This window comes from uncultured Phascolarctobacterium sp. (genome assembly GCF_937920985.1).
Classification (GTDB): Bacteria; Bacillota; Negativicutes; order Acidaminococcales; family Acidaminococcaceae; genus Phascolarctobacterium_A.
Window position 1 is genome coordinate 24,974 of the sequence record NZ_CALDXR010000060.1, and the last position, 21,567, is coordinate 46,540.

At 41.0% G+C, this 21,567-nt stretch carries 16 protein-coding genes and 3 riboswitches; all 16 genes read right to left on the bottom strand.

Features of this window, described 5'->3' with window-relative positions; all coding sequences use genetic code 11:
• Positions 1-25: 25 nt before the first annotated feature.
• The 16 genes from aroF (Q0612_RS10620) to Q0612_RS10695 all read right to left on the bottom strand — a co-directional run bounded on the left by aroF (Q0612_RS10620) (position 26) and on the right by Q0612_RS10695 (position 21,118).
• Entirely contained in the window at positions 26-1,039 is a 1,014-nt protein-coding gene (aroF, locus tag Q0612_RS10620; protein ID WP_298884488.1) for a 3-deoxy-7-phosphoheptulonate synthase, read from the bottom strand.
• 110 nt (positions 1,040-1,149) lie between these two features.
• Positions 1,150-2,163, bottom strand: coding sequence for a 3-deoxy-7-phosphoheptulonate synthase (gene aroF, locus Q0612_RS10625; RefSeq protein WP_210683909.1), 1,014 nt, complete (start codon positions 2,161-2,163; stop codon positions 1,150-1,152).
• 489 nt (positions 2,164-2,652) lie between these two features.
• Positions 2,653-3,483 (bottom strand): radical SAM protein, encoded by an 831-nt coding sequence (locus Q0612_RS10630; protein ID WP_298884492.1) that lies wholly within the window; start codon positions 3,481-3,483, stop codon positions 2,653-2,655.
• Positions 3,476-4,693: a nitrogenase component 1 gene (locus tag Q0612_RS10635; protein WP_298884494.1), complete on the bottom strand. Its 1,218-nt coding sequence runs from the start codon at positions 4,691-4,693 to the stop codon at positions 3,476-3,478. Before Q0612_RS10635 ends, Q0612_RS10630 begins: the two co-directional genes overlap by 8 nt.
• Positions 4,693-6,192 carry a nitrogenase component 1 gene (locus tag Q0612_RS10640; RefSeq protein ID WP_298884496.1) on the bottom strand — a complete coding sequence of 500 codons (1,500 nt, stop codon included), beginning with the start codon at positions 6,190-6,192 and terminating at the stop codon, positions 4,693-4,695. Before Q0612_RS10640 ends, Q0612_RS10635 begins: the two co-directional genes overlap by 1 nt.
• A gap of 177 nt (positions 6,193-6,369) precedes the next feature.
• Positions 6,370-6,542: riboswitch (cobalamin riboswitch) on the bottom strand.
• Between the two features lie 180 nt (positions 6,543-6,722).
• The gene (locus Q0612_RS10645) at positions 6,723-7,403 is read right to left on the bottom strand and encodes an ABC transporter ATP-binding protein (protein ID WP_298884498.1); all 681 of its coding nucleotides are present in this window, start codon (positions 7,401-7,403) and stop codon (positions 6,723-6,725) included.
• Complete coding sequence (locus Q0612_RS10650) at positions 7,390-8,298, bottom strand: ABC transporter ATP-binding protein (RefSeq protein WP_298884502.1); 909 nt, start codon at positions 8,296-8,298, stop codon at positions 7,390-7,392. Before Q0612_RS10650 ends, Q0612_RS10645 begins: the two co-directional genes overlap by 14 nt.
• Positions 8,292-9,113, bottom strand: a complete 822-nt coding sequence (locus tag Q0612_RS10655; protein ID WP_293689635.1) for an ABC transporter permease — start codon at positions 9,111-9,113, stop codon at positions 8,292-8,294. Before Q0612_RS10655 ends, Q0612_RS10650 begins: the two co-directional genes overlap by 7 nt.
• The gene (locus tag Q0612_RS10660; protein ID WP_298884505.1) at positions 9,106-10,053 is read right to left on the bottom strand and encodes an ABC transporter permease; all 948 of its coding nucleotides are present in this window, start codon (positions 10,051-10,053) and stop codon (positions 9,106-9,108) included. Before Q0612_RS10660 ends, Q0612_RS10655 begins: the two co-directional genes overlap by 8 nt.
• 169 nt (positions 10,054-10,222) lie before the next feature.
• Positions 10,223-11,449 (bottom strand): ATP-binding protein, encoded by a 1,227-nt coding sequence (locus Q0612_RS10665; protein WP_298884507.1) that lies wholly within the window; start codon positions 11,447-11,449, stop codon positions 10,223-10,225.
• A gap of 148 nt (positions 11,450-11,597) precedes the next feature.
• The gene (locus tag Q0612_RS10670; protein ID WP_298884510.1) at positions 11,598-13,145 is read right to left on the bottom strand and encodes an ABC transporter substrate-binding protein; all 1,548 of its coding nucleotides are present in this window, start codon (positions 13,143-13,145) and stop codon (positions 11,598-11,600) included.
• A 70-nt stretch (positions 13,146-13,215) separates the two neighbouring features.
• The gene (locus Q0612_RS10675) at positions 13,216-15,420 is read right to left on the bottom strand and encodes a TonB-dependent siderophore receptor (RefSeq protein WP_298884513.1); all 2,205 of its coding nucleotides are present in this window, start codon (positions 15,418-15,420) and stop codon (positions 13,216-13,218) included.
• A 194-nt stretch (positions 15,421-15,614) separates the two neighbouring features.
• Positions 15,615-15,787, bottom strand: a riboswitch (cobalamin riboswitch).
• 213 nt (positions 15,788-16,000) lie between these two features.
• Entirely contained in the window at positions 16,001-16,774 is a 774-nt protein-coding gene (locus Q0612_RS10680) for an ABC transporter ATP-binding protein (RefSeq protein ID WP_298884516.1), read from the bottom strand.
• 7 nt (positions 16,775-16,781) lie between these two features.
• Positions 16,782-17,840: an iron ABC transporter permease gene (locus tag Q0612_RS10685; RefSeq protein ID WP_298884519.1), complete on the bottom strand. Its 1,059-nt coding sequence runs from the start codon at positions 17,838-17,840 to the stop codon at positions 16,782-16,784.
• 1 nt (position 17,841) lies between these two features.
• Positions 17,842-18,906 (bottom strand): ABC transporter substrate-binding protein, encoded by a 1,065-nt coding sequence (locus Q0612_RS10690; RefSeq protein ID WP_298884523.1) that lies wholly within the window; start codon positions 18,904-18,906, stop codon positions 17,842-17,844.
• A 64-nt stretch (positions 18,907-18,970) separates the two neighbouring features.
• A complete protein-coding gene (locus Q0612_RS10695; protein ID WP_298884526.1) occupies positions 18,971-21,118 on the bottom strand; it encodes a TonB-dependent siderophore receptor in 2,148 nt (715 codons plus the stop codon).
• 190 nt (positions 21,119-21,308) lie between these two features.
• A riboswitch (cobalamin riboswitch) is annotated at positions 21,309-21,481 on the bottom strand.
• Between the last annotated feature and the right edge of the window lie 86 nt (positions 21,482-21,567).

The following is a 21,567-nucleotide window of genomic DNA, read 5'->3' on the forward strand; positions in this document are numbered from 1 at the left end:
TCACTCCTAATCTACCATACTACTATTATAACTCTCTGCCGACAATGTTCGCAATGCCTCTGAGGTCGCCCATCAGCTTAGCAAAACGGTCAGGCTTCAAGGATTGTGCGCCATCGCACCATGCTGCTTCCGGATCGTTATGTACTTCAATCAACAAACCATCGGCGCCAACTGCAACTGCTGCTTTAGCCAAAGGTTCTACCATCCACCACATGCCTGCTGCATGACTCGGGTCAACTACTACCGGCAGATGGCTGAGTCTTTTTACTGCAGGAATAGCACTTACATCAAGCGTATTGCGGGTGTAGGTTTCAAAGGTGCGGATACCGCGTTCGCAAAGGATAACGTTTTCGTCGCCCTCGCTCATAATGTATTCCGCTGCCATCAGCCATTCCTCAATCGTTGCCGCCAAGCCGCGTTTCAACAGAATAGGCTTATTGGTTTTGCCCAATTCCTTCAGCAAATCAAAGTTCTGCATATTGCGAGCACCGACCTGAATCAGATCAACATCTTCAACAAAGCGTTCCACCATGTAAGGTGACATGATTTCCGTAACAATCGGCAGACCGGTTGCTGCTCTGGCATTTTTCAGGAAATCCAGGCCTTTTTCCTTCAGCCCCTGGAAGGAGTACGGAGAGGTGCGGGGTTTGAAGGCACCGCCACGCATCAGCGTAGCGCCTGCGGCCTTAACATCCTTGGCAATTTCCGTAACCTGCTCCTGAGTTTCTACAGAACAGGGACCTGCAATAACCTGCAGCTTTTTGCCACCGAATTTTCTGCCTGCAACATCTATAATGCTGTCCTCGGGATGGAACATGCGGTTCGCACGTTTGAAAGGCTCCTGCACACGCATTACCTTTTCTACACCCTCGACAACACGCAAAAGGTTGATATCCAAAGCGCTGGTATCACCAACTACACCAAAAAGTGAAGCATTTACGCCATCACTGGCATGAATCTGAAAGCCCTTGCTTTCCAATTGGTTTTTCAGCTTAGTTTTTTCCTCAACAGTTGCATTTTGTTTGAATACGATAATCATGATAAAATCTCTCCTTTAATCTAATCTGCTATGCTACAATACTACTCCCAGATCAGGAGTTATTACAAACCCTTACGCTTTTTGATATTGCTAAGGGATAATGCCTTGATTTACATATCTCTGCCAACAATTCTGGCAATACCCTTCAGCTCGCCCATCAGTCTGGCGAAGCGTTCAGGTCTTAAGGACTGTGCGCCGTCGCAAAGCGCCGCTTCCGGATTGTTGTGGACTTCTATCAAAAGTCCGTCGGCACCGACTGCAACTGCGGCCTTCGCCAACGGCTCTACCATCCACCACAAGCCTGCTGCATGACTAGGGTCAACTACTACCGGCAAATGGCTGAGCTTTTTCACAGCGGGAATTGCGCTTACATCCAATGTATTGCGCGTATATGTTTCGAAGGTGCGGATACCGCGTTCGCAAAGGATAACGTTTTCGTTGCCCTCGCTCATGATATATTCCGCTGCCATCAGCCATTCCTCAATCGTTGCTGCCAAACCACGCTTTAACAAAATTGGCTTATTGGTTTTGCCCAGTTCCTTCAGCAGTTCAAAGTTCTGCATGTTGCGAGCGCCAACCTGAATCAAATCTACATCTTCTACAAAGCGCTCAATCATATACGGTGACATGATTTCTGTTACTATCGGCAGGCCTGTTTCTTTTTTTGCACCTTTTAAATATTCCAGGCCAACCTCCTTCAAGCCTTGGAAGGAATAAGGCGATGTGCGGGGCTTAAAGGCGCCGCCGCGAAGCATTGAGGCGCCGCCAAGCTTGATGGACTTGGCAATGTCCGTAACCTGCTCCTGCGTTTCTACGGAGCACGGACCTGCGATAACCTGAATCTTGCGTCCGCCGATTTCAACACCGCCGACATTAATCACTGAATCCTGCGGATGGAACATGCGGTTGGCTCGCTTGAACGGTTCCTGCACACGCATTACCTTGTCTACTGCATCATCAATACGCAGCATATTGATATCCAGTGTGCTGGTATCACCGATAATACCGAAGATGGTCATGTTGACACCGTTGATTTCGTTAATTTGGAAGCCCTTGCTTTCCAAATTGCTGCGCATCTTCGCTTTATTTTCCTCCGGTGCTCCCGGCTTGAATACTATTACCATAAATTGTCTCCCCTTCGTTCTGACACCCTTGTCATTAAATTTACCATACTGCTATAAGCTACCATGCTACAAAAAAAGCAGGCTCCCGTAAAAGAGCCTGCTGTAAAAGCTAAATCTTAATTGCAAGCACTGTGCTCGCAAATACTATTTATAGTCTCCAATACGATGATTACTGCTATATGATTTTTCCCATGCAAAATAACCGGTGCTAAAATAATAGTTAAATACCGGTGCGTAATAAAAACCATATTCAATTGCAGTGTTCATCATTTTAGATTCCATCATTTTCACCTGCAACAACTTCAACATTTCCTTATGCTTCAAAATTTATCGCCGTAATTTGCGATTGAGGTTATTTTACTCCTATCAGTCTGCAAACGTCAAGGAAAAAGCTTCATTTTATTTATTTTTTATCTTATCGCACTATTATTGTAAACTAGGTTACAGTAATAATGCTATCTGCAAAGCTTAGATAGATTTTTTGCTGACTTATAAGCTCGCTTCCACAGCGCACGTATTAGTCAACGCGCCCACGGCATCTGCCCGACAGCGGTTGCAATGCTGCATCTGCGGCATCCACTGCTTGCAAACATTACGCAGCTGCATAATTTCTTCGGCCGCAGGCTCCGCAAAATGCGCAAAGCCGGTTCCCTCCACCGGCAGCATCGGTAAAATATTCTGCAGCTTCGCTCCCAGTAAGGCCATACGTCTGGCAATCGCCGGGATTTCCTGGATATTCACGCCGGGTATCGCCACCGTATTTATCTTCACTTTCACGCCATATTCGCCAAGCAGCTGCAATCCTTCTATCTGCCTTGCTAAAAGCAGTGCAGCAGCCTCTTCACCGACATATTTTTTGCCTTCATCATTAATAAAGCTGTAAATATGCGCCCCTGTATTGCTGGTAATTGCATTCACCGTCACCGTAACATAATCAACACCCAAGGCAGCAATCTCCTTGGCATACTTCGGCAAACACAGACCGTTAGTCGAAAGGCAGAAGAAAACATCCTTATCAACCTCACGAATCATGCTCAGCGTTCTGCTGACCGCCGGCCAGTTGGCCAGCGCATCGCCGGGGCCGGCAATGCCTGCTACCGTAAGCTTCGGCACCTTGGCCTTCATCTGCAGATACCAATCAACTGCATCCTCCGGTACCATAACCCTTGCCACAACACCGGGACGGCTTTCATTTACACAGCTGTATTTGCGCAGGCAATAATTGCACTGCATATTGCATTTAGGTGCCACAGGCAGATGAATACGGGCGTAATCGCTGCATTTAGCGGTAAAACAAGGATGTGTTTCAAGCTCACTCATGATTTACCTCACAAATACTTTCACGTAAGCCGGCATATCGGCCATCTGTTTTATATTGCTGCTGCAAGGCGCCGTTAACAATCTGCTCAATGAATAAAGCAGCGCCACGCGCTCCGACCAGCGTGTTATCGGTAAAACACAGCTGGTCAAAGGCAGGATAAGCACAGCGCACTAACGGCACCTGATATGTATCAGCCAAATTCTTTAAGAACGAAGAACCGCACAGCAATACAGGCTTGTGCTTTGCTGCAGCCTCCGTCATTTTATCCAAGCTGAATTCCGCTGTATCCTCTGCGATTACAACGCGCATGCCCAGTTCTTCGGCAAAAAAGCTCTGCAGACCCTCTAAATGTGCCTTGTCTGCAGCCAAAGCCACAGGCAGCTGATACAAATTCACCAGATAATCAGCACTGCGATAAACGAGCTTTTCAGCCGCAGCTTCCAATTCTGCCAGCTCATCGGAAAAATCAATTTTCAACGCTTCGCCTAACTGACGCAAAAACTTCTGCAAGCCTGCCACACCATAAGGATAAGCGCATTTGATATACGGCATGCCAAATTTTTCCTGCATTTTCTTTGCTAAAGGCTCACCGTAGCCAAAGCAGATATTCAGCTCTGCCTGCGGCATTGCTGCAATATCCCGCAAGCTGCAATCCTGCAGCGCGCAGTTAATTTTTACTTTAGAACCTAAAAAATTCTTCAACTCGGACAAGTCATTATCTGAATAGGGATCATCATTCATTATGCCAAAAATATTTATCGTGGCAGCTTGTTTTTCCTCCGCAGGCCGGAGCAAGGGCAGCAAAGCCAGATAAGCTGCTTCTGCACCGCTGTCAATATTCCCTGCGTATCCCGGCGCTTTTACATGCAACAATTTTTGCGAGCCTTCGGTAGTAGCCAAAATACCGTCGACATCATCGCCAATCATATTCGGCACACAGCCGCTGACTACAAACACCGCACCGCAATGCGCAAAAATACGCTCCGCCTCCTGCAAAGCCTTGCGCAAAACCTTCTCACCGCCATTGACAACATCTTCATCATAGATAACATCAGAGGCCTGACGTACATCATAAGGCTTGCCTGCATATCTGAATACCAGGCTGCCCCACTGACAGCCGACAACAGAATGCTGCAGGATTAAGGCATCCTTAATACCGCCAAGAGCACGCACAGCACCAAACAACGCACAGCTACTTAATGGTTTCATTATTTTCTCTGCCTCCATACTCTGCTATACAGTTCGCGTGATGCTTTACTGTCTTTATCAGCCTCGCGCATCGGATAAAATACCGGGTCATAGGCCAGCTTGCTCAGCAAAAGACTGCTGCCTGTACGCTGCGGTTGCTGCAGCATCTGCCAAACCTCTTCCATAATATCCACAAAGCCCTGATAATTCCACACCGAACGGTCAAACAAATTATAGAGCACCGGAACATTTAAAGAAGCATAGCGCGGATGACCGTTGCAGATAACAAAATCACAGCTCTGCGCAGCTTCACGCAAAGCCTCTTCCGAAGGCTCCAGTAAAATTTCCGCATCACAGCCATACTCAGCCTTAGCAAGCTCAATTCTGTCCTTAAACCTCTGCATCATTGCATCATCCAGCCCTGTTTCCGCCTGGTAGGAAGGATTCATGATAATGCAGATTTTGCTTATAGGCAAACCATAATCCTGCTGATAAACACGCAGCGCATCCGGCAAATACGCAATACCATGCGCAATCAGGCAAAACTTATACTTGGCAAATTCTGCACGCAGCTTCTGATAACGGGCGGCAACCAGTTCATATTCTTCCTGCAGCACGCGTTCAACAGCATCCTCGCAACCAAGCATTTTACCAATCTGCCTGTACAAATCACTGATTCCTTCAATACCATGCCATTCCTGCATATCGGCAACATGCAGAAACGGCGTGCCAAAGCGCTGCTCCATCGCCAACGCCCACTTCTTACGACGTACTATATTCAGCGCTGCCCGCGGAGCCTTTTTGATTGTCTGCAAATCAGCGGCAGGCAGATAGGCATTGACGGTAATCCCCATTTTCTGCAGCATCTCGCTCATGCCCTGCAGCTTATCCTCACCATTATAGCCCCAGACGAAGGTTTCGATATTTACGCTCAGCGGCTGTACGCTTTGAGGCTCCATCACCTGCTCCACAAGTGCGTCCATCACCTCTACATAACCGCAGCCCGGATAGACAGCACTGGAAGAAAACTTTTGCTTCTGCTTTTGGCAAGCCTTTTCACGCAAAACCTTGCGGCCATTGCTCTTGTCCATATGCGAAAAAACCTGCGACGTAATCGGCACAAGCTTTGCTTTGAACTGCGGCTGCAGGCTGCAGGCCAGGCCTGCCAAATCATCATTGATAATATCCGACACCACGGATGGCAAGAGAAAAATAATCTCCGGCTTTTGCTCACGCTCCACCTTTTGCAGTAAAGCCGTCAGCTTTTTCTCACCGCCGAAAATTACCTCATTGTTGCGCAAATCCGCACATTCCAGCTCATAAACCGGGCTTTGACCGCTGCGCACATGACAACGATAATGAAAGCCGCAGCCGCGCGGACTATATAAAACTATTGCGGCATTTTTAATTTCGCTGATGCAGGCAAGATTTCCCGACACTTTGCCGTTGACGGCGTAGCGATGCAGATAGCTGGAAGGGTTCATGCCCAAAAGCATGTTATCCTGATAATATTGGTTCATACTCATCAACTCCGATACACACTTGCTTGTTTTCAGCAAGCAGTAAATTAACTTTGCTCAAACACAATTTAGTAAAAACAGCCTACACACGTTTTTTCCGGCAAGAAAAAACGCCCTCCTGCACTACAACAGAAAGACGCACTTATTCTTCAGCAGTCTCCCGTCACTCGCAGTACACTCCCATTTACTTTTTCAGGCAATTCTTCTGGCTCAGTTTCCACGCAAGCCTTGCCTTCCCAGTTGCCCAGTGACATAATTAAGGCTTGCTCCACTTTACAGCTGCGTGACAGCGCAGGCTTCGCACCTGCTTACTTATTAAGTCTTTCGACACCTAGTAGTCCAAGCATTTTTTGTTTTTAATGTTATATTTGTTACATTTTATTTGTCAGAATTATAACACATCTTCATTTTTCTGTCAATAAAAGGCAATTTAATGAAAAAACTCCAGAAAGCTCAAAGTAAAACCTTTAGTTTTTTGGAGTTTTTTATCATCTGACACATTTATCTAATCGTGATTTGTATAATCTGGATTAGATAAATGATATTAGTTGCCCCTGTTCTATATGTAAGACTCTGTCACAAAGCCAATCAGCAAGCTGTTTATCATGCGTAATAAACAAATAAGCCAGCTGCTTTTCCTTGCGTATATCACGCAGCAAATGCAAAATCTGAGCCTGCACGGAGATATCCAGCATCGATGTCGGTTCGTCTAAAATGAGCAGCTTTGGCTCTAACAGCAGCGCCCTCACCAGGCAGATACGCTGAATTTCTCCGCCGCTTACCTGATGCGGATAACGCTGCAGAAGCTCAATATTCAGCTTTACTAAATCAAGCATCGCTTTAATTTTTTCTTCATCATAAGGCAGATTAAAAACAGTAAATGCTTCCCGCAGACTAGAACCTAAGGTCTGACGCGGATCAAGAAAGCTTTCCGGACGCTGTGAAATAAACTGCACATTACGTCTGAAAACGCTTAAATCTTTGCCTGTCGCATTCGTAATATCTTGCCCCTGAAAATAAATTTTACCGCAATCGCATGGCAGCAGGCGCAGCAAAATACGCGCCAGCGTACTTTTACCGCTGCCGCTGCCACCCATCAGTGCCACTGCTTCCCCGGGCTTAAGCTCCAGTGAAACATCATGCAGAAGCTCAAAGGTTTTTCCGTTGCTACGGTCAACAAAGCTTTTAGAAATATTTTCAGCCTTCAGCATACAAAAAACACCTCACTTCCGCATTACCAACCTGCTGCATAGCAGGCATTTCTTCCTTGCAACGCGTTGTGCAATAAGGGCAGCGTGCCGCAAACTTACATCCGGTAAAGCTTTCCCCCGGCACCGGTGCCTTTCCCGGAATGACCTGTAGACCATTCTTTGGCAAAGCCTGCAAAAAGCCTTTGGTATACGGATGCAATGGTTTATGCCAAATATCCGCATTATGCTCCAAAACCTGTCCTGCATACATCACCAGCACATCATCACACACCTCTTGTGCCAAAGCAATATCATGCGTAATAATCAGCATACTTAAATGCAAATCCTGCTTAATCGTCAGCAAATTTTTGCGTACAACAGCGCCAACCTGTTCATCCAAACCTTTTGTCGGTTCATCAGCTAAAATCCATTCCGGCTTACTGCTGACAGCCATAGCGCACAATACACGCTGCAGCATACCACCGGAAAGTTCATGCGGATACGCTGCCAGAACACGCTCTGCTTCCTGCAGTCCAAACAAATGCAGACACTGCTTTTTATAGCTATTGTCACTATCGGCGATATTATGAACATTCAAAATATCCTGCATCTGCTTGCCTATTTTGCGCACAGGATTCAGCGACTCACTTGGGTTTTGCGGAATAATACCAAAAGCAGATAATATTTTCTTCACCTGCTCGCCATTATAAAGCACTCTACCCTTTTTAACGACTCCTGATGGCAAAATATTTAAAATAGCCTGCCCCAATACAGATTTACCGCAACCGCTTTCACCGATAATCGCAGTAAAATTCCCTCCGGGCAAGTTCAGGCTTACATCATCTACAGCATAAAATACTCCTTGCGACAGCTTAAAGCCTACAGATATATTTTCTAACACCAGATTTTTTACCATTTGCGCACCTCATCAAGCTGAATATCTAATCTGTCACGCAGATGTTCTCCGATGATATTCAAAGAATAAATCAGCAAAAATACAAACAGGCCGGGAATAATAATCAGGTGAGGCGAGCTGCGGTAATACATAATGGCATCATTAATCATTACGCTCCAGTCAGGTGTCGGCGGCTGCACGCCTAAGCCCAAAAAGCTCAAACCGGCAATCGCCAATATGCCTCTGCCAAGACGAATAGTTACCAAAACCAGCAGCTTATTGGCAATATTGGGCAGCAAATGACGGAAAATAATCCGCCAGTCACTGCAGCCAAGGCAGCGCAGGCCTTCAATAAAAGGCTCTCCCATAAGCTGCAGCACTTCTGCACGCACAATACGCGAAAAACCGGCCCAGGATGTCACAACCAAAGCCAAAACCAAGCTATAAATACTCGGGCCAAGAATACCGGCTAAAGCTATCATAAAGCAGCTTCCCGGTATACCCTGAAAAATATTGCTTAAAACAGTAAAGAACATGTCTAATTTACCGCCGTAAAAACCGCACAACAGACCAACGCCCACGCCTAAAATCAACGCCAAAACCGATGAAATCAAGGTCAAAAGCATTGATGCCCGTCCGCCGTAAAGAATACGGCTGAACATGTCACGCCCCAAAGCATCCGTACCGAAGAAATGCTGCCAACAGGGGCTTTGCAGACGATTGGCCATATCCGGTTCAAAGGGATTATGCGTTGCCAGGAGCGGAGCTAAAATACTGCCGAGAATGATAAACGCAAGTACAAATATAGCAAAGTTAAGCTGTATTTTTTTAGTCATGTACTTCAGCGCCTCCTCTCAGCTTCGGATTCAGATAAAACATCAGTAAATCAACCGCTAAGGTTATCAATACCAAAAGCCAGCCGGTAAAAAGCACATAGGCCTGCAATACAGGATAATCACGAAAGCGAATCGCTTCCAAAGCCATGCTGCTGATGCCTGGCAGAGCAAAAATACTTTCCGCAATAACCGAACCGCCCAAAATGCCAGCCAGATAATTGCCCAGCAAAGCAATTACCGGCAGCATGGCATTAGGAAACGCATAGCAAAAAAGCAGCTTTATTTTGCTGATTCCCCGCACACGCGCTACTAGAAAATATTGCGAAGCAAATTCCGTCAGCAGCGAGCTGCGCATATAACGGCACACTGTTGCTGAAGTAGAAAACGAAACCGCCAACGCCGGCATAATAAAATACCGCAGGCTCTCACTGCCGCTTGTCGGCAGCAGACGCAGCGTTTCGCTGAACAGCAAAATCATCAGCAATGCCAGCCAAAAACTGGGTACAGCTAAAAGTATATTAGTCAAAAACTGTACTACATCATCCAGCCAACTGTTTTTGAAAACAGCGCATAAGGTCCCCAAGGCAATACCAACAACTGCGGCAATGACTAAAGCCAGCAGCGCCAGCTCCACTGTCACCGGCAGACGCAGCAAAAGCTCATGCAGAATATCCTTACCTGTAATATAGCTGCTGCCGAAATTACCATGCAGCACCTGCGCAAACCAACTAAAATACTGCACATAAACAGGTCTGTTCAACCCCAGCTCTTCCCGCATCGCTGCAATCTGTGCATCCGTAGGTGCATCCAGCCCATCCTGATTTAAAGCAAACTCCGCCGGATCTCCTGGTGATAACAGCCCCAGAACGAACGCTAAAAGGCTGATGCCAATCATTACAGGCACTGCTAATAAAATTCGTCGATAACAATATCTAATCATAGTCCTCCGCCAGTTCCACCTTACTCAAATCTACACCGTAGATTAAAGGTTTATAATTTTTTAAACGCTTATTGTAGGCAACGATGTTCATGTCGTTGAAAAGAGAGGCGACAGTATAGAATCTGAGAAATCTAAAGTCTGACTTTAATTTACTCGGGTTTTGTTTCTTTTACAATAAACTAACCGGACAATACCAGCTCGTCCTGCTATAAGGCAGCAACTCATCATTCATGCATATTATCAGCCCAGTCTGTACATCCATGTCAAGCTTATCCAAAACCTTAAAATTTTTATCTGCATGATTGGGTAATTTCGCCTTTTTTATTTCTATCGGATAAACCTTTTTCCCATCTATAATAAGCAGGTCTATCTCCTTTTTATCTATATCCCGATAATAATAAAGATTAGGTTGTTTACCTGCGTTATAATAGCTTTTTATAATTTCCGTAATAACATAGGTTTCGAAAAACGCCCCATCCATTGCACCATTTTCAATAGTAGCTGCACTTGGCCACCTGCATAAATATGCTGCTAAACCGGTATCCATGAAATATACCTTCGGCGTTTTTACCAAACGATTACTTATATTTGAATAGTACGGCCTGAGAATAAAGATAATTCCTGAACGCTCTAAAATAGACACCCATTCCTTAGCTGTCGGTGAGGAGACTCCAACCGCGCGGGCAATTTCCTCATATTTCAGTTCTTGCGCCGTCCTTGCAGCCATAAAGATTAAAAAGTCATAAAAAGCACTTAATTTGCCAACCTGAGCTAATTCTTTAATATCTCGCTCAAGATAGGTGTTAACATAATCCATATAGAATCTGTCTCTGTCTATGTTGCTCAAAACAAGCTTCGGCATACCACCTTCAAAAATCCTTTGATAAATTTGATGGATATTTTTATTGGCTACCTGTGAAAAGCGCTTTTTTAATACCTCTATATCAGGGGAAAATAGGGAAGCTTCACGCTTTTCTATTTCCGCCGTTGTTAAAGTAGACATATCAAAAACAGAAATTCTTCCAGCTAAAGAATCTGCCACGCCTTGCATCATTTTAAACTTTTGTGAACCGGTCAGCCAATACATCCCTGCATTATCTTCACCTTGTAAGGCTTTAGCATCAACTATTCTTTTCATTTCCAACAGCAGCGACGGCACACGCTGAAACTCGTCTATTAACAGTGGAAAGCCATAGGTTTCAAAAAACAACGCAGGATCATTCTCTGCCAGCCTGCGCGCATTAGCATCATCTAATGTCACATATTTTCTTTTGTCTTCTTTAATATGGTAAAGCATGGTAGATTTACCAACCTGCCTTTGACCACATACCATTACTACAGGATAATACTTTGACGCTTCAATTATTTGCTTTTCCAGATGCCTTGTAAGATACATATGCTTCACCGCCTTTAAAACTTGAGTAATCTAAAGTCTGACTTTATTTTACTCGAGTTTTTTGTGTATGTCAAACAACAGCCATAGATAGTAAATAAGAACTGAAGAAATTTAATTGCTTCCTAACTTCATCGCTTCTTTGCTGCAATTAGTCCTCCGCCAGTTCCACCTTACTCAAATCTACACCGTAGATTAAAGGTTTATAATTTTTTAAACGCTTATTATAGGCAACGATGTTCATGTCGTTGAAAAGAGGGATGACAGGCTGTTCATATACCACTATTTCTTGAACTCTGTCAAAAACACGTTGCCTTTCAGCCTCATCAGTTATATGCTTAACCTTATTCATTAATTCCGTTACTTCTGGATTATTATACCCAGAACTGTTACTGACATTTAACGCACCATCAGGCATGATAAAAGTATATAATGCACTAAATGGATCACCATTAGCTAACCCCTTTTGAATGCGAACAATATTAAAGTCTCCTTTACGCATCATTTTTGATAACGTAGCATACTCTATTGCTTTAATTTTTACATCTAAGCCAATATCTTGTAACCAATAAGCAATTAACTCAGCTTCTCCTTTTTGCAATGGTTCATTACCATTTATGCAGTATGTAATTTCACAGCGCTTATCTCCTAATACTTCATGTGCCAGGCGTTTCGCTTTCTGTAAATCGTATTCTACAGGAAAAGCTTTATAGCCAGGACTAGTATAATTTAAGATATTGGCTGTCGGTTCAGCATAGTCCAGATACATATTATGTACTAAATTTTTCCTGTCAATTGCTAAACTTACAGCCCTACGCATCCTTACATCATTAAAAGGAAATTTATTACCATTTACACATAAATAACGAATCATTGTTGATTTATTTTTATCTACAGCAAAACGAGGATCTTTTTTTATCTCATCAGCAAGAAATGGAGGTATGGCATTAATATCAACAACTCCGTCAATTTCTCCAGATTTTAATGCCGCATATCGTGTATCTGTATTAGGAATATTACGCACAATAAATTTTTTAATTTTACCTTTATTGCCCCAATAATTATCATTACGTTCCAGCACTACGTACTTGTTTAATACATTTTCAGTAATCTTATATGGTCCAGTACCAATAGCAACACTCTTGAAATTACCATCATCAGCAAAACACTCCGGAGCATATATAGGACTACCAAAATCAGTCATCTTATATAATTCATTAATATTCGCTTCTTTAAAAAGCAGACGAATAGTATATTCATCTAATTTTTCATATTTCAGTAAAGTAGGATAATACATTTCCATATTCAGGCCATAAAAAGAAGACCGCTTATAACCTTTCTTCATACGGTCAAAATTAGCAATTACAGAATCCGCGTTAAATTTTGTCCCGTTATGAAAGTAGACATCCTGTCGCAGATGAAAAATCCACTCTTTACCGCCATCATGCATCTCCCAACTTGTTGCTAAACATGGTGCCGGTTTATTATCATCATCTTTAGTAATCAAAGGCTCCCAAACATCCAAAATACGACTGCAGTAAAGTCCATCTTTATTACCAGGAGCAAGATGACGATAGGCAGCTAAAACTACTGTGTTCTTATCATGTTTTTCTATATTAATTTTTTGCTCTTCCCGTTTTCCACAACCGATTGTAAAAATCGTTACCAACAGAAGAATAAAGCTTAAAAATTTTTTCATTATTACTTACCGCTTATAAGTATAGAATAAAAGAGGGTAGTATAAAACCACCCTCTTAAGTTAACAAATCTTAGATATCAAACTGTGCAGACAGCATAAAGGTTCTAGGCATAGACAAACCAAAAGTTGTAGAACTGCCTCTGCCCATCCAGTAATCTTTGTCAGCAACATTGTAGCACATTGCACTCAGTTTTACAGGAACAGTATTAATTTTAGTCTTATAGTTGGCACCTAAATCAAAGGTTACATAAGACGGAATTTCAGTCTTACCACCTACTGCAGCAGAATCAATATAAGCCTTATCAACCCAGTTAGCACGACCAACAACGCTCCAATCTTCGTCAGGTTTATATTCCAAACCTAATACGCCACTCCATTTGGCAACACCGTTTACAAACCAGCCATCTTTAGAGCCATTGTTGGTATGTTCACGCTGTGCATCAAGATATAATAAGCCACCAATAGCAGTCCATTTTTCAGTTAATTTACCATTAACAGTAACTTCCATGCCTTTATAGCGATTTTTGCCATCATCAACTTTAGTATAAGATTTTCCGCCATTGAAAATATCATATCTGTTAGCTTCGTCAATATCAAAATAGCTTAAAGTAGTCATTACACCAGCATTTTGGTATTTAACACCAATTTCATTTTGCTTGCTCTTTACAGGTTCCATAATTTGATTTTCATTTGTATAATATACATCTTTTGTATTAAGAACCTTAAGTCCACGAGAAAAGCTTTCAGTATGACCAACATACATAGCCAAATTTTCTACAGGTTTATAGGTAAAGCCATATGTCGGTAAAATATTATCATTTGTATAAGTATAATTTGGCGCACCATTCTTATACATTTCCATGTGTTCATGTTTTTTAGAAGCTGCTAAAAGCAAAGAAGCTTTACCATATTCTAAAGTGTCAGCAACAGTAATACCTACATTTGTCTCTTCCCAAGACGGTTTTGCTGCTCCAGAATTCTTCTTAATAGAATTCCAGTCATTAGCAAACCACCAGTTATTCAAGTTACCGCTAAGTCCGGTACCTGCATCAGTACTAGCAGTAGCAGACCAATATTTAGCCCAAGAGCGGTCAACCGCAAAAGAAACATTGTGTTTTACTTCACCAGTTTCAAATTTACCCTTTATACCAATTTGAGCATAAACATTCTTCGCAATCTCATTCATCTGAGAATAAACATTTTTTACAAATTCTCCACCATTTTTAAATTTAATGGACGCACTTTGATTATCTTTATTACCAAAACGATTAGATTGGCCATAATTAGCAAACCAAGACCAATTATCATCCATTTTTTGGTCATGATTCAAAGCCATAATCCAACCATACATTCTCTTAGTTGTACCATCAAAGTCATAATTATTTTTAGAATCAGGAGCATCAGGCAATACACTATTATTATAAGTCTTATCTAAAGAAAACCATCTTTGTGCACCATTAATACGTCTATCATAATGCCCTGCAAATAAATTGGTTTCACTCTTTTCGCCACGATGATCAAAGTTAATGAAAATATTCTTTTCATTATTCTCTGCACCAGGCAGTGAAAGTTTGCCATCCATGTATTCTGCATTCACGCGCAATCCCCACTCATTATCCTTACCAAAACGACGCCCAACTTCAATAGTTTCACTAGTGTTGCCTCTTCCGCTATAAGTCTGTGTATAACGGGTAACAGGAGTATCAGTTGCTCGTTTCGTAACAATATTAATAGTGCCAGGCGCAGGAGTTGCACCACTATTTGTACCATTGTTAGACATACTTACACCATTCACACCAGCATTAGGACCAGATGTAATATCAATTCTATCAATTACATGGGACGGCGGTGTAGTGAACTGAGAGTATAAGCTAGGAACACCATTTAACATCATATGGTTACCGTTCATGTTAATACCGCGCATACTAAAATCACTATACATCGGAGAACTAGTGCTACTACGAATAGAAGGGTTAGCAGTTAAAATATTTGCCAATGGTTGACTAGGATCATCAAAAAGAGCTACAGTTTTTTCCGTCATACTCATTTCAGAATAAGGAATATCCAAAACACTTTTATCGCCCAAGATACCCAATTTAGCAGTTTTTCTAACCAAACCACCCGGCAACACATCCCTGCTGCCTTCAACAACAACCTCATCCAGATTGCCATGCATAGCTTGCTCTGCAGCACTTGCAGACATTACAAAGCCTACGCTGGCAACAGCGCACAGCACTGACATAACCAGCGCTTTTTTGTTTTTCATCATACTCATAATACTCATACACCTCATAAAAAATTTATTTTTCAACCTTCGCCACCGAGCTGTCCGAGTTTCGCGTGCGACTCCGGCTAAAAGCATAATTTACCAAGGGCGTTCAGTATTCCGGCAAGAAAAAAACGCCCTTCTGCACCATGACAGAAGGACGCACTTGTCCTTTACCATTCTCCTGTCACTCGCAGCATACTTTGGTCTTTACTTTCTCAGGCAATTCTTCTGGCTCAGTTTCATCACAAATCCAGCCTTCCCAGTTTCCCAGTGGCATTGTTTGGATTTGCTCCACTTTGCAGCTGCGTGACAGCGCAGGCTTCGCACCTGCTTACTTATTAAGTCTTTCGACACCCGATAGGTCTATATTATTCAAATATATGTACTTATGATATATGTTTCCATTTTTACACGCAAATTATAACATAAGCTTATCTTGATGTCAAGCACGGCAAATCACTCACTGTTTCATATAGTATTTCTTGTACAAACAAATACGTAAACAACTAATGAGCCGCATAATTCACACTTTTAGTTATAGACTGTAGTAAATATTATAAATCCCATCTAAGCGGTACATTCATACTTAAACTTTTTCACGAACTAATCTTATATGCTTACAACCATCTGCTATACTGATGGCTGTTTGCACATTATAGACAGCCTTAATATTATCCACAGTTAAAACATCTTCTGATTTACCGTAAGCAAAAACCTTCCCACCTTTTAGCATCAGCAGTTTGTCGCAAAACATGCTAGCCAAATTTAAATCATGCATTGTCATAAGGACAGCGAGATTTTGTTTTTTCCCCATTTCCTTTATTATCTCAAGAATAAATAGCTGATTATACAAATCAAGACTACTCGTAGGTTCATCCAAAATAATTATTTGGGGATTCTGCGCCATCGCCCTAGCTATCAAAACCCTCTGCCTTTCGCCACCGCTTAACTCATTTACTTTTCTAAACGCATAATTCTCTAAATCAAATTGTTGCAAGACATCAAGCACAATCTGTTTATCATGCTGTGAAAAAGAAAAGCCTGCATATGGTATGCGTCCTTGCATTACAAAATCTATAACAGTTACAGGTGAAAGATTGTTGGCGTATTGAGGAACATAAGCAATTATTTTAGCAATTTCATTTTGTTTACGTTTCGCTATATCTTCTTTGCCAAAACAAATCCCTCCAGCAAGCGGTCTTAAAATATTATTTATGCATTTGAGCAATGTTGTCTTACCTGTGCCGTTAGTTCCTAAAACACCTAAAATTTCACCTTGCTCTACAGCAAAGGAAATATTCTTTAAAATAGTCTTTTCTTGGCTATAGGAAAAGCTCAAATTATCAATCTTCAACTCCATAATGCACCTACTCTAAACTACGTCGTTTCATTAATATCAAATGGATAAATAACGGTACACCTAAAAAGGATATTACTATACCAACAGGTATATTCACCGGATACAAAATAAATTTTCCTATCATATCAGAGAAAAGTAATAAAACTCCACCAAGAACCGAAGCAAATGGCAGATAATAGAAATGGTTATCGCCAATCAAAACTCTTGCTATATGCGGTGCAATCAATCCAACAAAACCAATTACACCAGTAAAGCTGATTATTGTAGCTGTGAGTAATATGGACGTCATTCCACAAATGACTCTTGCTTTATTAATGTTTATACCTAAGCTTTTGGCCATTTCATCATTATTCGTTGCCATAACATTCAACTTAAGACTATATAACATTAATACAACAAATCCTAAACAAATAACACCTGCTGTAATCAAAACGCTATCCCATGTTGCTCTATTAAAAGAACCAAACGTCCATTGCACTACAGCCTCTAACTTATGCTCCTTTGCAAAGAATTCTATGGTTGCTGTCATTGCACTAAAAAGATAATTAAGTGATATACCAACAAGAACGATGGAACTAGGATTTAAACCAATGTAACGTGATATTCCATAAACTATACAACCACAAATGCACGAAGCCAAAAACGCACAACTAATCATTCCCACTTCACTTTGGAAGAATAAACCAACACCAAATACTATGCTCATCGACGCACCAAAAGCAGCTGCTGAGGAGATTCCTAATGTAAACGGGCTTACAAGATAATTTCTCGTTAACGATTGCATTACTGCGCCAGATACAGACAAGCCAATACCTGCTAACATCGCTAAAGCAATACGTGGCAATCTCAAAAGCATAATCATCTTGTTGCTTGCTGCATCAGCGCCATTATCCAATGTTCCGCAAAAAGCTTTACTTATAGCAACAAACGTCTGCATTGCACTAATATTTTTCATTCCTAATGTTGTAAAAACATAGGCAGATACAAGCATAATAATTATTGCTGATGCAATCATCAATAATTTTTTCTTGTTTGTATTCTCATATTCCTTTTCTAAATCTCTCATATCACTCATCCAATTTAAATGCAGGATAAGTATGTCCCGCAACATAATCCAAATGCTGATATTTAGTCAGCCAATCCTTAAAAACATTTTCCGGATGCAAATCTGGTAAATATTCCGGATACAAAAACTTAGCAATATACATAGTACCAACTAACTTAGAAGCACCACCATGCACATAATGCGATAATAATAAGATTTTTTTATTCTTTACCGCATCAATTTGATTCCAACCAGGTCGAGAACAAATATTATCATAAATAGCCTTATGCTCTGCAACTGTTGGCGGATTGTAAGAAGAGAAAACATTTGTATCCGAAACTTTGACAATATACTGTGGATTTTTTTCAATAACTGCTTCGATATCTATATTAACATTTTTGGCTTCTTTAAAAATATTATCACCATGCGCTAGATTAACCATCTCATAAAAATAGTTTCCTGGAATAGTAGTATTTCCCGCTTTACGATATTCAAAATAAATACTTCTTCGCGGAACGTTCTTTAATTGTTCATCTATATATTTCAATTTAGACGAAAAATAATCAGCACACTCGACTGCTTCTTTTTCTTTACCAAAAATTTTCCCCAGTAGCAGCAAATTATCCTCAAATTTATCAGTATAATAGGCATCTACATTAATAACTTTGATACCAAAGGGGCTTAATTTAGCTTCTGCATCTTGCCAAGCACCATTACTCGTTAATATCAAAACTTCCGGTTTTAGCTCAATAATTTTTTCATAATTCAATTCACGCTGACTTTTACCAATCACCATATCTTTCGTAAATTTATTTTTAAACCCTTCCTGATCCTGATAAATATTAAAATCCACACCCACAACATCATCAATAGCACCAATAGCATTGATAAGTTCTGTATTATAAGCATTAGCAACAACAGCTCTGCTCACAGGTTTATCTAAAACGACGTTCCGACCAAGACTATCAGTAATACTTATTTTATTCTTTTCATCGCTACTATGTTGCTTATCATTTCCACAGCCAGCTAACAAGCAAGCACAAAAAACAATAGCAAGAAAAGCTGTTACCAATTGTTTTAACTTCATAGTTTTCTCCTATCGCAAAATAAAGGTTGCTACATTATTGTAACAACCTTTATTCAATCACATATTACAGATCAAATTCAGCAGACAACATTACTGTTCTAGGATTAGACAAAATCGTGGTATTGCCAGAAGTAATCCAATAATCCTTGCCCGTTACATTATAGCACATAGCAGACAAAGTTACAGGAGTATTAGACAATTTAGTCTTATATTTTACTCCCATATCTAAAGTGCAATAAGACGGTACACTCAAAGTTTCGTTTTTAATAGTTGCTGAACCATTGTACAAAACTCTTCCAAGAGCCGAGAATTTATCGTCAGCAGCATATTCTACGCCCAATACACCATTCCATTTAGACAAACCATTGATTCTCGTGCCATTAATTGATTTATCTTGCGCATCATTAACTTTAGCATCCATATACATAACGCCGCCCATCAGATTCCATTTATTCAGTTGAGCACTTGCAGATAATTCAACACCTTTATATTCATTCTCGCCATCTTGAACACGGTACCAACCATCAGCTCTTTGTACATCATAGTTACTTTCCTGTTTAATATCAAAGAAGCTTAATGCAGTATAAAAATTATTATTGTTATATTTGATACCTACTTCATTTTGTTTAGTTTTTGTCGGCGACAGCATTTCGCTTACATTCTGCAAAGAGTTTCCATTCGCACTTTGTGGAACTAATGCACCTCTATTAAAGCTCTCTGTATGGCTTGCATACATAGTCCAATTATCAGTAGGTTTATAGCTTAAAGCATAAGTTGGACTATTAGAACGACTTGTTTCATTGCCCTTCTTCACACCATTATCAGGATTATAGGTAGTTACATCAGCCTTATGACTATGAATACCTAATAACAATGAAGCTTTACCATAATCAATTGTATCTGCCAAAGATATTCCATAATATTTCGACTTAGCCGACCAAGTACCAAATTTTTTATTTGGTAAAGGATCTCCAACGATATGCGTATTATTGTAAATATTGCCATGAACACCATTGTTAAATTGTACACCAGCAATGCCGCTACCATTATTATACCATGCTTCGTCTAAAGAAAGTGCAATATGGTTGGTTACTTCGCCCATCTTTACATCGCCTTTAACACCGATTTGCGCATAATAAGACGATACAGGGAAAGTTTTGGACCAGCTTTGAGCTACAAAATCACCATTGTTATTTTGGATAATATATGCACTACTCTTAGCATTATAGTTAGTAGATAAGTCATATTTGCTATAGCCAGCATTCACATAAGCAGACCAATCATCATTAATCTTTTGCTCATGATTCAGCGTTAACAGCCATGTATCATACTCCATTTGCTGTCCTTGGAAACTGTAATTATTTTTAGCATTCGGTGCAGAAGGAATGTTGGTTACACCATTACCATATTGGAACCATCTAACACCATTTTCATGCTTTACATACCTATAACCAGCTAAGAAATTTGTATTGCTTTTATCATCTTTGTGATCTAAATTCATAAAGAAATCTCTTGCAGCCAATTTTTCACCAGGTACCTGAGTTTCACCAGATATATTTTGTGCATTAACTCTTAAACCCCATTCTTTGTTCTGACCGAATCGACGACCAATATCAATATATTCGCCAAAAGAACTCTTGCCAGAAAAAGTTTGCTTATATTTTGTTACATCTTCTTCACCGGCTCTCTTAGATACCATGTTTACCATACCGCCAGCGGTTTCCTGTGTAGTAGTACCAGTAAAGCTCATAGCCGGACCAGATGTAACTTCAATATTTTCAATAAAATTTGTTGGAATATTAGTTTGAGTCAACAGTCCTGGCACTCCATTAATATAAAATTGATAACCATTAACGCGTTGTCCTCTGATATTAACATCATTGTACATTGTACTAGAAGCAGATTTAATAGACGGTACATTCATAAGAGCGCTAGATAAACCTTCGCCAGGTACTTCAAAAGATGTTACTGATTTATTAGACAGATTCACCTTAGTAAACGGCGTATCACTAATTGGTTTGTCACCAATAATACCAACGGAAGAAGTTTTTAAAGTATAGCCACCGGGCAGTACATCCTTGCTGCCTTCAACAACAACCTCATCCAGATTGCCATGCATAGTTTGCTCTGCTGCACTAGCAGATACAACAAACCCTACACTGGCAATTGCACACAGCACTGACATAGTCAATGCTTTTTTGTTTTTCAACATACTCATACACCTCATAAAAAATTTATTTTTTTACCCTCGCCGCCGAGCTGTCCGAGTTTCGCGTGCGACTCCGGCTAAAAGCATATTTTATCAAGGGCGTTGCATATTCCGGCAAGAAAAAACGCCCTTCTGCACCATGACAGAAGGACGCACTTGTCCTTTACCATGCTCCTGTCACTCGCAGTACACTCTGGTCTTGGCTTCTTCAGGCAATTCTTCTGGCTCAGTTTCCTCACAAATCTAGCCTTCCCGGTTTCCCAGTGGCATAATTAAGGCTTGCTCCACTTTACAGCTGCGTGACAGCGCAGGATTTTCACCTGCTTACTTATTAAGTATAAATACACCTGATACGCTTTTATTCTCTTGTTAGGTTCTTAAATTTTATAGCAATATATCATGCAGTGTTTGCAGTTCCTCAAAGAGGAAGATACTTACATGTAAAACTATCT